The sequence below is a fragment of the Cognatishimia activa genome, assembly GCF_026016445.1.
GTDB lineage: Bacteria > Pseudomonadota > Alphaproteobacteria > Rhodobacterales > Rhodobacteraceae > Cognatishimia > Cognatishimia activa_B.
In genome coordinates this window covers 762,266-775,914 of sequence record NZ_CP096147.1, presented here as the reverse complement: position 1 = coordinate 775,914, position 13,649 = coordinate 762,266, and the positions used below count along the sequence as shown (strand labels likewise).

At 53.3% G+C, this 13,649-nt stretch carries 12 protein-coding genes and 1 tRNA gene; 6 read left to right on the top strand and 7 right to left on the bottom strand.

Going from position 1 to position 13,649, the window contains the following annotated elements:
• The first annotated feature begins 169 nt into the window (after window positions 1–169).
• Genes M0D42_RS03750 through M0D42_RS03740 form a run of 3 tightly spaced genes read left to right on the top strand, consistent with a single transcriptional unit; the run spans window position 170 to window position 3,269 of the window.
• Window positions 170–2,050 carry a TadE/TadG family type IV pilus assembly protein gene (locus tag M0D42_RS03750; protein WP_265020268.1) on the top strand — a complete coding sequence of 627 codons (1,881 nt, stop codon included), beginning with the start codon at window positions 170–172 and terminating at the stop codon, window positions 2,048–2,050.
• The gene (locus tag M0D42_RS03745) at window positions 2,047–2,601 is read left to right on the top strand and encodes a TadE/TadG family type IV pilus assembly protein (RefSeq protein ID WP_265020267.1); all 555 of its coding nucleotides are present in this window, start codon (window positions 2,047–2,049) and stop codon (window positions 2,599–2,601) included. The genes M0D42_RS03750 and M0D42_RS03745 overlap by 4 nt, the downstream gene beginning before the upstream one ends.
• Window positions 2,602–2,606: 5 nt before the next feature.
• Entirely contained in the window at window positions 2,607–3,269 is a 663-nt protein-coding gene (locus tag M0D42_RS03740; RefSeq protein ID WP_265020266.1) for a TadE/TadG family type IV pilus assembly protein, read from the top strand.
• On the opposite strand, the gene M0D42_RS03735 is transcribed toward M0D42_RS03740, so the two are convergent.
• From M0D42_RS03735 to M0D42_RS03725, 3 genes are all read right to left on the bottom strand, one after another.
• Window positions 3,266–3,754 (bottom strand): hypothetical protein, encoded by a 489-nt coding sequence (locus M0D42_RS03735; RefSeq protein ID WP_265020265.1) that lies wholly within the window; start codon window positions 3,752–3,754, stop codon window positions 3,266–3,268. The genes M0D42_RS03740 and M0D42_RS03735 overlap by 4 nt on opposite strands.
• Window positions 3,755–3,826: 72 nt before the next feature.
• Window positions 3,827–4,870 carry an aldo/keto reductase gene (locus tag M0D42_RS03730; protein ID WP_265020264.1) on the bottom strand — a complete coding sequence of 348 codons (1,044 nt, stop codon included), beginning with the start codon at window positions 4,868–4,870 and terminating at the stop codon, window positions 3,827–3,829.
• 121 nt (window positions 4,871–4,991) lie between these two features.
• Complete coding sequence (locus M0D42_RS03725) at window positions 4,992–5,408, bottom strand: ester cyclase (RefSeq protein ID WP_265020263.1); 417 nt, start codon at window positions 5,406–5,408, stop codon at window positions 4,992–4,994.
• A 215-nt stretch (window positions 5,409–5,623) separates the two neighbouring features.
• Here M0D42_RS03725 and metG point away from each other — a divergent pair, with 215 nt between their 5' ends.
• The gene (metG, locus tag M0D42_RS03720) at window positions 5,624–7,336 is read left to right on the top strand and encodes a methionine--tRNA ligase (RefSeq protein WP_265020262.1); all 1,713 of its coding nucleotides are present in this window, start codon (window positions 5,624–5,626) and stop codon (window positions 7,334–7,336) included.
• A gap of 12 nt (window positions 7,337–7,348) precedes the next feature.
• Here the strand turns inward: metG and M0D42_RS03715 are convergent, their stop codons facing one another.
• Window positions 7,349–8,236: a LysR family transcriptional regulator gene (locus M0D42_RS03715; RefSeq protein WP_265020261.1), complete on the bottom strand. Its 888-nt coding sequence runs from the start codon at window positions 8,234–8,236 to the stop codon at window positions 7,349–7,351.
• Window positions 8,237–8,357: 121 nt separating this feature from the next.
• On the opposite strand from M0D42_RS03715, the gene M0D42_RS03710 reads away from it, so the two are divergent.
• Complete coding sequence (locus tag M0D42_RS03710) at window positions 8,358–8,837, top strand: ester cyclase (RefSeq protein WP_265020260.1); 480 nt, start codon at window positions 8,358–8,360, stop codon at window positions 8,835–8,837.
• Window positions 8,838–8,906: 69 nt separating this feature from the next.
• Here the strand turns inward: M0D42_RS03710 and M0D42_RS03705 are convergent.
• From M0D42_RS03705 to M0D42_RS03695, 3 genes are all read right to left on the bottom strand, one after another.
• A tRNA-Leu gene (locus M0D42_RS03705) sits at window positions 8,907–8,993 on the bottom strand.
• An 85-nt stretch (window positions 8,994–9,078) separates the two neighbouring features.
• Window positions 9,079–9,612, bottom strand: a complete 534-nt coding sequence (locus tag M0D42_RS03700) for a tetratricopeptide repeat protein (protein ID WP_265020259.1) — start codon at window positions 9,610–9,612, stop codon at window positions 9,079–9,081.
• A gap of 29 nt (window positions 9,613–9,641) precedes the next feature.
• Entirely contained in the window at window positions 9,642–10,118 is a 477-nt protein-coding gene (locus M0D42_RS03695) for an Lrp/AsnC family transcriptional regulator (RefSeq protein WP_265020258.1), read from the bottom strand.
• Window positions 10,119–10,229: 111 nt separating this feature from the next.
• On the opposite strand from M0D42_RS03695, the gene putA reads away from it, so the two are divergent.
• On the top strand, window positions 10,230–13,649 hold the full coding sequence (putA, locus tag M0D42_RS03690; protein ID WP_265020257.1) for a bifunctional proline dehydrogenase/L-glutamate gamma-semialdehyde dehydrogenase PutA: 3,420 nt from the start codon (window positions 10,230–10,232) through the stop codon (window positions 13,647–13,649).

The following is a 13,649-nucleotide window of genomic DNA, read 5'->3' as shown; positions in this document are numbered from 1 at the left end:
TCATTTCACGATTTGGGGGCAATGCCGCCAAAACAAGCATAAAATGACTAAAAATCCCCTTAATTCGCCGCAATTCAGCCCAATTCACCTGTCACATTTTTTCGCGAGTGAGAGTGGCCGGAGTCCGTTTATAGGGCTTCGCGGGGCGTAATGAATGAGGGACGAAAAAATGAGACATCCTTCTTGGAAAGATAATTGGGTCAAAGCCCAAGAGATCGCTTCACGGTTCCGCCGTGAAGAAGACGGAGCGATGACTTATCTGACGATATCGATCTTCGTAATCGTTATGATGGTCGGCGGCATCGGCATCGACGCCATGATGGCAGAAATGCGCCGTACGCAACTACAAGATACATTGGACCGCGCGGTGCTCGCGGCGGCGGCTTTGGATCAGCCATTGCCAGCTGCAACTGTTGTTCAGGAGTATCTTGATAACCCCCGCCTATCCGGCACAATACAAGACATTCAGGTGACAGAGGGCATTGGTTATAAGTCAGTTCTCGCCACTGCTGAAACTACGTTCAATACCAAGTTTCTTCATTGGAACTGGAACACGCGTATGCCAACCAGCACCGTTGATAGTGTGTCGGCGTCAGGTGAGTATTCCCCTGATAACCCCGAAGAAAACGGTGGCAAGGTTCAGGTGACGACAGATTTCACCGCTGAAGATTCCACACGCGCAACCACCGAGGCCATCACCAGCTTAACAATGACGGCGACCAGCGCTGCGGAAGAAAGCATTGGTGGTGTTGAGATTTCTCTGGTTCTGGACGTATCAGGCTCTATGAACTCCAACAATCGCCTACCAAACCTGAAGGTGGCGGCGAAGGACTTCGTGGATACGCTCACCAACACCACAGAAGATGGTAAACTTTCTATTTCCATCGTGCCCTACGCGACACAGGTGTCTGCGCCGGAAACCTTTATCCAGCACTTCAACCTGACAAATGAGCATAGCTATTCCAACTGTGTGAATTTCACCGCGGACGACTTCAATAGCACGTCGATAGACCCGACTGCGCAGCTTACACGGACAATGCACTTTGATCCATGGAGCGATTCAGACGGTCGCGACAACGATCCAATGGAATTAGTGCCATATCCGGTTTGTGTTGAAGCGAGCGACAACACCCGTGAAATGCTGGTGATGCAAAAAGATTCCACAACGCTGAAGAACTTCATTGACGACATGTGGGGAGGCGGAAACACCTCCTTGGACGTGGGTATGAAGTGGGGTACCGCCCTGCTTGATCAAAGCATTCAGCCAGTGATCGAAACCATGGTCAACGCGGGTGACGTGCACAGCGATTTCGCCCAGCGCCCACACGCCTATAACAGTAGTGAAACCCTGAAAGTGGTGGTCCTCATGACCGATGGCCAAAACACTTCTCAGTATTACATCAAAGATGACTTCCGTTCTGGTGAGTCAAACATTTGGTGGAATGAGCAAGAAGAAGTCTATTCCGTTTACATCGGTGAGGACACCGGCGATGAGGACGGTGACGGCGACACAACTGAGCCGATGTACTACTGGCCGCATACAGATGAGTGGAAAGATCATGCCTATGGCGAAGGTTCCTATGAGGAAACTCAAAAAGTAAACACCGGGATCTGTAAGTCTTTCCGTCGCAACGGTTCTTGTAAACGCTACAAGAAAATCAAGAAGACGGTAACCGTGAACGAACCGGGCAGCGCAGAAGTCATCAGCTATGCTGACCTTTGGGCACGTACGTCGATCAAATTCAACCGTGACGAACATTACTACCCATGGATGAATGACAGCGAAGCAAACAACGACTGGTACTATGGTGTTCGCGGCTATCACGGCACAAATACCAAAAACACACGTACCCAAGCCATCTGCGATGCTGCAAAAGAAGAAGGTATCGTTGTCTTCACGATCGGCTTTGAAGCCCCATCCGGTGGTCAAAGCGTTCTGAAAAACTGCGCGAGCTCCATCAGCCACTACTTTGACGTAAATGGCCTGGAAATCAGCGAAGCCTTTGCAGCTATCGCATCGTCCATCCGCCAGCTGAGGTTGACACAATGACCTATTCTATCAAGCACGCACTTGGTCGCTTCCGTCGCTCTGAAGACGGCACCGTGGCCTTCGACTTTGTCTTGTGGTTCCCACTCTTCCTGTTCTTCATGTTGATTGGAGTAGAGGTAGGTCTTGTCGGCCTCAAGCATGTGAAACTGGAACGCTCCATGGATGAAACGGTACGTTGGGTTCGCCTCAACACCGGTGCTTCTCCGACGCATGACGATCTAAAGCAGATGATCTGTTCTACCAACCCGGTGGCAGACTGCATGAGCAACGTTCGCCTAGAAATGCGCAACATGGATCTGCGTCAGTGGGACGGTCTTCCAGAAGACTACTCATGTATTGATCGCTCAGAAACAGTCACACCAATGAATGAGCTGAGCCTCGGCATGGATAACGAGCTGATGGTTATGCGGGTTTGCGCGGAATTCAATCCGTTCATGCCAGGCAGCAAACTGTTTGCGAAGTTCTTGGGGGATGACACCATGCTCTCTAAGAACGAAAACGGCTACTTGAGCATTCGCAAATCAACCGCATTCGTTCAGGAACCGAGGTAATAGTCATGAAAAACTCTATGAAAATAGCGCTTTCACGCCTGAAGGCATTCAAAGACAACGTGTCTGGCTCGGTCTCTGTCGAAGCTATTGTCACCTTGCCCATCCTGCTCTGGGTGGTTGCGGCTATGGCGGTCTACTTGGATGTGTTTCGCACCAAGTCCGCCATGGACAAGGCAGCCTTTACAATCAGCGATGCCCTGAGCCGAGAGACCAATGCGATTTCACCAGATTATCTGCAGAACTCTCGCACTCTCTTTGAGGAGCTAGCTGGTCTGGAGACTGATAGTGCCTCCCTGCGTGTGTCGGTGATCAGCCGTTCAAGCGCTGCGAGCGACTTTGAGGTGGAATGGTCAGAAGTTGTTGGTGATGCCTTCGTCGCATGGAGCGATGCAAGCATCGACGCCGTAGAAGAAGTCATGCCAACTGTCGGGTCAAATGAAACACTGATTTTGGTGGAAACTCACTATCAGTATGATCCGCTGTATGACATTGGCCCGCTTCTTTCTGGTCGCAACAACGAATCCATAACTGTTGTAGATCCAGAAACCGGTGAAGAGTACGAGCAACAGATCGCATGGGATTTGGACATGGGGTCGCGCAATATGCAGACGTTTGTCTTCACGCGCCCACGCTATGCCCCTCAGCTGGTCTATGACAGCAACAGCTAACTCGCTGTGTCACGCGTACGCTGCGCAAGGATCGCTTCGATGATTTGCGCAGCGGGTTTGGTCTGAGAACCGGCGGTCACGCCCCCTACTCCGACCCGTGATCCTAAACGCCACCAGAGGCCCGGACGCCAGCGCGCCGGGCCTTTGCTTTTCTTCAAAACAAGCGAGAACCCGTTGGACGGCTTAAAGGCAAACATACCGCGGGACACGCTTTCAATATCTTCCATGGCCGCCAACTGATCCCCTGAGGAATCCCACAGACCTTTTTCATTCAGGATGAGGTGCATTTGCGTAGCTGCATACATACGCATCGCAAGGAAGACCCAGCCACCGCCGAGAAGCAGAAGAAACACCTGCCACCCAAAGTCGTGTGACATTGAGGTGGAAAGATAGATCAAAATCCCCCCAAGGCTCAGTTGCATGCCAATGGCCAGCCAACGACGCGGCGGAGAGGCTTCAATAATGGCGATCGGCTCTTCAGACATGATAAACTCCCAGAATTGGATAGGCCTACCCCACTTCGGAGTAGGCCGCGAGCCCCAGAACTGGGTATTTTGTTAGTATGGCAGCGGTATTTGACGATTAATTTGGTCAATGGCGCGGCAAACCTCGTCCGAAAGAACCAAATCCTTGCCTTCAAGAATGTGGGCAAACTGATCTACGGTTGTCGCCCCAACAATCACTGATGTCATGAAAGGACGCTGTTTTGCCCAAGCATAGCTCATATGGATTGGATCAAGCCCGTTTTCAGTGGCTAGATCCAGATAGGCTTGGGTGGCTTTGAAGGCGTTTTCAGTATCACGGCTGCCCAATCCAGATCCGATCGACGCACGAGAGCCCGCTGGAATTGCACCGTTTTGATATTTACCGGTCAAAAGCCCGGTCGCCAGCGCGGAATAGGCCAAAAGACCAACATCTTCATGCGCTGTCATCTCTGACATATCGGCGTCATACATCCGATAAAGAAGTGAATATTCGTTCTGAACGCTTTCCATACGTGGCAGACCATGTTCTTCGGCCAGTCGCAGCCACTTTAGCGTGCCCCAAGTGGTTTCATTTGAAAGACCTACCGCACGAATGGTGCCCCGATCCACCTCAGCTTTCAGCGCCTGAAGCACCTCATGCATATGGTTTGTTACCTCTTCGGTGTTCTGCCCTGAAGGGTCATAGGACCAGTTCTGACGGAAATGATAGCCCCCACGATTTGGCCAATGCAGCTGATAAAGATCGATGGTATCGACCTGCAAACGCTTCAGCGAAGCCTCGACAGCTTCGCGCACGGTGTCGCCTGCAATCGGCTTGCCACCGCGAATGTGGGGCAGCCCCTGCCCGGCATGTTTGCTTGCAATAACCGTTTCATTGCGGCGACCGGTTTTTGCAAACCACGTCCCAATGATCTCTTCAGTTCGACCATAGGTGCCCGCAGAGATTGGTGTCACCGGATAAAGCTCCGCTGTGTCCCAGAAAAACATCCCTGCATCCATGGCCATGTCCATCTGGCGATGTGCTTCTGCTTCGGTGGTCTGAGTACCGTAGGTCATTGTCCCCAGGCTCAGCTCAGTGACCTCAATGCCGGTCCGCCCGAGTTTGTTCAGTTTCATTCCGATCCCCTGTCCGTGTGTTAACGCAAAACCTAATATTTTGAGACCGAACTACAAGCCCTGATCTAATTGGCTTCACAGGGCAGACCTAACCTTACAAAGGTCTCATGAGTAAAACGGATCAGAAGCCAGTCGCACTTCCCGCGCGGAGTTGCTGTTTCACAGCGTCGACGTCACCGAGCACCCATAGTTTGGAAAGCTTCCCATGTGAAATCGTGAAGAAAGCCGCACCGCCCCATTTGACGTTTCTGCCGGTAGCAGGAATACCAAAAAACGCTGCCTGGTGAATCCCTTCAAAGGACATCTGAGCAACCGCCCTGTCATCGACAGTAATCAGATCATCAATGGTGCAGGTGTAGTTCCCCAGCGCTGTATGCACTGCGTCCACATAGTCCAGAAAACCTTCGATACCGCGTTTTTCTGGACCCAATGATCCGCGAAATCGGAAATTTGGATCAATGATGCGATGCGCGACCTCTAAGTCACGTGCATTCCAGATCTTGGCGTAGAAAGCCTCGACCAGTTCTCTATTGGACATCGTCATATCTGAAAGGTGCTTAGCGCATCGCTAAGTGTCAATGCATACACGCGTTTCGATCCATTATTGCAATTATAAGCTGCTTGTGTGGCGCGACGGGGCTTCATGATGTGACAAAGCTCGAAATACCGTTGAGTGCGCGGAAAAAGCGCCTCTGGAACTGTGTCTCGCTTTGGTCTAGGGAAGTCATAACGACGGACAAGGGAATACCATCTATGGCACGCCATCTTATCACTTCGGCCATACCATATATCAACGGCATCAAACATCTGGGCAACCTTGTGGGCAGCCAGCTGCCAGCCGATCTGTTTGCACGCTATCAACGTGCCCGCGGCCATGAAGTGATGTTCCTCTGTGCCACCGACGAACACGGCACCCCTGCCGAGCTGGCGGCTGCCAAAGCTGGCAAACCGATTGACGAGTATTGCGCTGAAATGCACGAGGTGCAGGCCAAGATCGCGGAAGGTTTCCGCCTTTCATTTGATCACTTCGGACGGAGCTCCAGCCCGCAGAACCACAAGCTGACCCAGCACTTTGCAGGCCGTTTGGCCGACGCGGGCCTGATCCGCGAAGTGTCTGAAACGCAAATGTATTCCCATGCTGACGGTCGCTTCTTGCCTGATCGCTATATCGAGGGCACCTGCCCGAACTGCGGCTTTGAAAGCGCGCGCGGTGATCAGTGTGACAACTGCACCAAGCAGCTGGACCCAACCGACCTAATTAACCCTTATTCCACCATTTCTGGCTCCACCGAGTTGGAAGAGCGTGAAACCAAGCACCTTTACCTGCGCCAATCAGAGATGCGGGAAAAGCTCGGTGAGTGGATCGACAGCAAGCATGACTGGCCTGTACTGACCACCTCGATCGCGAAGAAATGGCTGAACGATGGTGACGGGCTGCAAGACCGCGGCATCACACGCGACCTCGACTGGGGCGTGCCAGTGATGAAAGGTGACGAACCTTGGCCGGGCATGGAAGGCAAAGTCTTCTATGTGTGGTTTGACGCTCCTATCGAATATATCGCTGCGTCTCAAGAATGGGTCGACGCAGGTAAAGGCGAAGACTGGGAACGCTGGTGGCGCACTGACAAAGGTGCCGATGACGTGACTTACACCCAGTTCATGGGCAAGGATAACGTGCCTTTCCACACGCTTTCCTTCCCGGTCACCATCTTTGGCTCCGAAGAACCTTGGAAACTTGTCGATTATATCAAGTCTTTCAACTACTTGAACTACGACGGCGGCCAGTTCTCGACCTCTCGCGGTCGTGGCGTCTTCATGGATCAGGCGCTTGAAATTCTACCGGCCGACTACTGGCGCTGGTGGCTTTTGAGCCATGCACCAGAAAGCTCTGATGCGGAATTCACCTGGGAGAACTTCCAGAGCTCCGTGAACAAAGACCTAGCGGACGTATTAGGTAACTTTGTCTCTCGCGTCACTAAATTCTGCCGTTCCAAATTCTCTGAAGCCGTTCCAGAAGGCGGCGACTACGGTCCTGAAGAGCTGGCACTGATCGAAGACATCACCAACCGCGTGCGCGCTTACGAAAAGCACATGGGTGACATGGAAGTACGCAAGTCCGCGCAAGAGCTGCGCGCGATCTGGGTAGCAGGCAATGAATACCTGCAGACTGTTGCACCGTGGTCGACCTTCAAAGAAGACCCAGCCAAGGCAGCTGTTCAAATCCGCCTCGCACTTAACCTAATCCCACTTTACGCGGCTCTGTCTTCTCCGTTCATCCCGGATGCATCTGCGTCTCTGCTTGAATCGATGAACGCACAGGATGCGGATTGGCCGGATGATGTTGCAGCTGCGCTGAGCCGCTTGGAAGTCGGCCATGCCTTCACTGTCCCAGAAGTAACATTCCGCAAGATCACAGATGATGAGCGGGACGACTGGCAACAGCGTTTCGCAGGGACACGCGACTAAAAGCGCGAATGGCTAAGCAGGCAACTGCTTAGCCAGCTCCTCGACCAGCAAACGAGCAAGCCCCGCTTTCGGTGCGTTTGATGGCCATTCCGCATAAGTCTGAAGTGGCTCTACTTTCCAATCCGGCAAAACCACCTCAACTCGTCCCGCCGCGATGTCTTCTTGCGCCAAGAAATTCGGCACAACCGCGAGCCCTGCCCCAGTGCGCGCCAGTTGATAGACCGCATACGCATCATTTGCACTTAGATAGGCTTTCGGGGTGACTTGGACATCGGCCTCTCCGGCCTTTTGAAAAATCATCTTTACATTACGGGCGGGTGTTAGTTCGATCCAAGTTGACTGGTTGATGTCACGCGGATGAGAAATCGTCGGTGCCTTCGCCAAGAAATCCGGCGTCGCCACTGCAACCCGTTGAGAAGAAAACAAGGCCTTCCGATTGGCGGCACGTTTTCTGTTCGGCCCGGTCCTGATGGCAAGATCAATACCATCGCGAATGAAATCGCGCCTCTCATCAGAAAAGTCTAATTCGACGCCCACTTTTGGGTATAGCTCTTTGAAGTTCGAAACCTTTTCAATCAGCTCCGATTGCGAAAGCACCGCTGATATGGTCACACGCAATTCGCCTGAAGGCTCTGAGCTATGCCCGCTGATAGCATTTAAGCCCTCTTCGACCGCAGCGATCATCGTCTGGGCTGAGGCCAAAAGCCGTTCTCCATCTCGGGTCAAACTCAGTCGTCGTGTGGACCGATAAATCAGAGCAACACCCAGCTTCTCCTCAAGCTGCGCAATGTGGTGGCTAACCACAGAGGGCGACAGACGCAGCTCTGAAGCTGCCCCTCGAAAGGAACCGTGTTCTATGGCCTTGGCAAATATCGCGATCTGTCGAAGTTGATCCAGCATTATTCTATTATGTCGAAGAGTGAGTTTTAATAAAGGCATATTATGCACCAAAGGTAGAACAACTAAGTTCCTGTCAGACGCTGATGAGAGCGTCCTTGAAACCCAAACAAGGAACTTCGAAATGACATCTCTTCGCACAATCCTCGCAGCCGGCTCCATCGGATTGGCAACAATCGCAAGCGCTGCATCTGCAGGTAACAAAGAAAACGTTCAGGTCTTTTATGACTTCCTCAGCAACCCAGGTTCAGAAGCCCACGCTGCTGCCTTTATGGAAATCGCGTCTGAAGATTGGGAAAGCATCGGCGACTACTCAGGTAAAACGAAATCACGTGACGACTTCGTTGGTCAGCTCGGCGGTTTTGACAAATTGGTCCCAGACCTGGAATGGGCTGTCGAAGACATGATTGAAGACGGCAACACCGTTGTCGTTCGCAGCCGAGCCACAGGCACTCCTGTTGCTCCCTTCTTCGGAGTTGATGGCCAGGGTCGCAGCTTTGATATACTCGCTATAGACATCCATGAGTTGGAAGATGGCGTAATTACAAGGTCTTACCACGTCGAAGACTGGGCAGGTGCGCTGCAACAGCTGAGCGGTCGCTAAGAATATCGGTGTGAGCGGAGTATTTTTGCTCCGATCGCGTCACCTATCAAGCCATGAAAATCTCAGCGTTGGTACCCTCGGCCGGACTCGAACCGGCACGGCCTATACGGCCTAGAGATTTTAAGTCTCCTGTGTCTACCATTCCACCACGAGGGCCAACGCAAAGGCCAATAATGGCCATCGAGTGCGCGCGACAATAGCGTGGTCTGGCGGGGTGTAAAGACCAAGAACGCACACAGTGTCAGAGTTCTTCTCCGAGAGGCAGGAGATAGCTGCGCTCCGGCAACCAAGGGTTCAATTCAAGGGCGGCACGCAGGTCACGCTGCGCCTCAAAATCGCGGCCGAGTGCCATCAAGGTCAAGGCCCGTCCCGACAAGGCACCGACGTGGCGCGGCGAAAGTTCAATGGCACGATCAAGGTCCGGCAGGGCTGCCTCAAAATCATTTGAGAGGTAATTCACAAAGGCACGCTGATTGTAGCCTTCTGCAAAGTCCGGACAGTATTCTACGAGACGATCAAAATCCGACCTGGCACCGAAGAAATCAAATCCTGATCGTCGATTCATGCCGCGGTCCAGAATTTTTTGAGCGATTTCATCCGGCGCATCCGTCCAATATTCCCAAAGCCGAACGCCAATCGTCAATCCCTGGGTCTGGGTCGTGGCCGTTTGGATTTCTGCAAAAATCGCATCCAGAGCAGCCGTATGATCCGGGGCTTCGGGGCATTCTGCCATCAATGGAGAGGCCATAAACAGGAATGGAATGAGCGCGCGCATGCCCCAGCCTGCCACAGATGTTCAGCATTTCAAGTCACGTCTACGAGACCAAATTCCTTCACAGCCTCCATCACCACAAAGGTCGACGTACTCGCGACATGCGGCAGAGCTGAAATTTTCTCTCCCAAAACAGTACGATAAGCCGACATGTTTGTCGTACGCACCTTGAGAAGGTAGTCAAAATTAGAGGCCATCATATGCGCCTGTTCCACTTCAGGTAACTGCGCAATTGCTCGATTGAAGGCCAACAAAGCTGCTTCGCGCGTGTCGTTCAGTTTCACTTCCACAAAAGCCACATGGTCCAGCCCCAATCGTACAGGATCCATCATCGCCCGATATCCGGTGATGACGCCTTCTAGCTCCAATCTACGCAACCGTGCTTGCGTCGGGCTCTTGGACAATCCGATCTCTTTGGCGAGGTCAGTAATCGAAATCCGTCCATCCCGCGCAAGAACATCAAGAATTTTGCGATCAAAGCGATCCAATTCAATCTGGTCGTTTTGCATTACTTTTCCCAAATATTAGGTACTTTCGGAAAGCCTACCCTATATCTTCAGGAAATTCGACCTCAAATTCTGGGATATACTATTCGAATAACAACTTACCCGGAGACCAAAATGACCGCCCTGCGCCGTTTGATCGACACCACGACCTATGCCGATGAGACCAAACTCGTTGAAGAGCTGAAACAGGCGACGAACCTATCGTCTGAAGATCGCGCACGCATATCTGCCGCGGCAGCACAGCTTGTGCGCCAAATTCGGTCTCAGACTCAACCAGGTCTCATGGAGGTCTTTCTAGCGGAGTATGGCCTTTCAACAGATGAGGGCATCGCCTTGATGTGCCTTGCCGAAGCATTGCTTCGCGTGCCGGATGCAGAGACAATTGATGCGCTGATTGAAGACAAAATCGCACCATCAGACTGGGGCAAGCACCTCGGCCATTCGACCTCTTCGCTGGTGAACGCTTCAACTTGGGCACTCATGCTGACGGGCAAAGTTCTGGAAGATGATCACTCCGGGGTCATCGGTGCACTTCGTGGGGCCGTGAAACGTCTGGGCGAGCCCGTAATTCGTACAGCTGTTGGTCGTGCCATGAAAGAAATGGGACGTCAGTTCGTGCTTGGTGAAACCATTAATGGGGCGATGGACCGTGCGAAGGATTATGAGAAACAGGGCTTCACCTACTCATACGACATGCTTGGCGAAGCAGCGAAAACTGATGCCGATGCGATGCGGTATCACCTATCTTACTCCCGCGCGATCACAGCGATTGCAGCGGCCTGCACACATGATGACATCCGTCAAAATCCGGGTATTTCGGTCAAACTCTCTGCACTTCACCCGCGCTATGAGGTCACTCAGCGCGACCGCGTGATGGAGGAGCTGGTCCCGCGCCTGCGGTCACTGGCTTTGCTCGCTAAATCCGCGCGCATGGGCTTGAACATCGACGCCGAAGAGGCTGATCGCCTTAGCATTTCTATGGATGTGATCGAAACGGTATTGGCCGAACCTGCGCTCGAAGGCTGGGACGGATTTGGTGTAGTGGTTCAAGCCTACGGCAAACGCGCTGGCGCGACATTGGACTTCCTCTATGACCTCGCAGAACGCCTGGATCGTAAGATCATGGTACGCCTGGTGAAAGGTGCCTATTGGGACACTGAAATCAAATTGGCGCAGGTCCAGGGCATTGATGGTTTCCCTGTTTTCACGAGCAAAGCCGCAACCGATATCAGCTACATGGCAAATGCGCGAAAGCTGTTGGGCATGACGGATCGGATCTACCCGCAATTCGCAACCCACAATGCGCATACCGTAGCTGCAATCCTCGACATGGCGGAAGATAACTCAACCTATGAGTTCCAACGCCTGCACGGCATGGGTGAAAGCCTGCATGACATCGTCAAAACTGAAAACGACACGCGCTGCCGCATCTACGCGCCAGTTGGGGCACACCGAGATCTGCTCGCATATCTCGTGCGCCGCCTGCTGGAAAACGGCGCGAACAGCTCATTCGTCAACCAGATTGTTGACGAGGAGGTGGCTCCAGAAGTGGTCGCCCGTGATCCGTTTGAAACTCAGGCAGAATTCACATCAACCATTCCAACTGCAGTGGATCTCTATGCGCCAGAACGCGTGAACTCCACAGGTTTTGATTTACACGATGTTCCGACCATCGAAAAAGTCGATGCGGCACGCGCGCCTTTCCGCGCGACCCAATGGCACGCGCAACCTTTGATCGCCGTAGATGCGCCGTTCTTGGAGCCGCAGCCTGTGAACAACCCGTTCTTAATGTCTGACGATCTTGGCACAGTAACCCACGCCAGCGCAGAAGCCGTTGAAGCCGCATTGGGAAGTGCAAAACCTTGGGACGCCTCTCCTGAAGAACGCGGCACGGTTCTGAAACGTGCGGCTGAGCTCTATGAAGAGAATTTTGGCCTCTTCTTCGCCATTCTGGCGCGCGAAGCGGGTAAAACGCCTCTGGATCAGGTTGCAGAACTACGTGAAGCGGTTGATTTCCTGCGCTTTTATGGTGCCAATGCGCCGAGCGATCCTGCGGCCGGTGTCTTCTCCTGCATCAGTCCTTGGAACTTCCCTCTGGCAATTTTCACGGGTCAGATTTCCGCAGCTCTGGCTGCTGGCAATGCTGTGATTGCGAAGCCAGCAGATCAAACGCCACTTATCGCTTATGAAGCTGTGAAACTGCTGCACGAAGCCGGTGTGCCACGCACTGCACTGCAATTGGTGCCGGGCTCTGGGTCCAAGGTCGGCGCGGCCATTACATCAGACGCGCGCGTAAACGGAGTTTGCTTTACAGGCTCTACCGCCACTGCGCTGCGCATTCGCAAGGCCATGACGGCTGCTATGGCGCCGGGCGCACCACTGATCGCAGAGACAGGTGGCTTAAACGCGATGATCGTGGATTCAACTGCCCTGCCCGAACAAGCCGTCACCGCGATTGTCGAAAGCGCGTTTCAATCGGCAGGTCAGCGCTGTTCAGCTCTGCGGTGCCTCTATGTACAGGAAGACATTGCCGACACGCTGCTTGAGATGTTGAAAGGTGCCGTCAAAGAGCTGGAGCTGGGTGATCCTTGGAACTACAGCACCGATTCTGGCCCGGTTATTGACGCAGGCGCACAGGCAGAAATTGCAGCCCATATCGGCCAAGCGCAAAAAGAAGGCCGCGTGCTTTTCCAACTCACAACGCCTCAGACCGGGACGTTCATCGCGCCGACCATGATCAAAATCGACGGTATTCAAGATCTTGAGAAAGAGATCTTCGGCCCCGTTTTGCACGTTGCGACATTCAAATCGTCAGAGCTTGACGAGGTGATTGATGCAATCAATGCAACCGGTTACGGGCTGACATTCGGCCTGCAGACGAGGATCGATGACCGCGTTCAGCATGTGTCTGACCGGATCGGTGCGGGCAACGTCTACGTCAACAGAAACCAAATCGGAGCAATCGTTGGCAGCCAACCTTTTGGCGGGGAAGGCCTTTCCGGCACTGGCCCAAAAGCTGGCGGCCCACACTACCTGTCGCGCTTCCGCAAAGTTGATGCGATTTCCTCAACCGGTGAATTCAACACCTCTCAAGGAGCTGACGCCATGCAAGCAGCCATCAATGAAGCCCCGGACGGCGGCGCGGTGGAAACCGTTTCATTGCCCGGCCCAACCGGCGAATCCAACCGCCTCTCCACCCACTCCCGTGCACCGGTTCTGTGCTTGGGGCCTGGAACCGAAGCGGCAAATGCGCAGGCTGAGGCTGTGAAAAAGCTTGGGGGGCGTGCTGTCGCTGCAAACGGCTTGCTCGCACCACGCGACCTTGTGAAGCTCAGCGGATATTCAAGCGTCATTTGGTGGGGCAGCGAAGAAAGCGCACGCGCCTTCGAACAAGCCTTGTCTGACAGAAACGGGCCAATCATACCGCTGATCACAGGCGCGCCAGATGTCACTCGTGCTCGCGCGGAGCGCCATGTTTGTGTGGACACAACAGCCTCAGGCGGGAACGCAGCCCTACTAGGCGGCGCAGCCTAA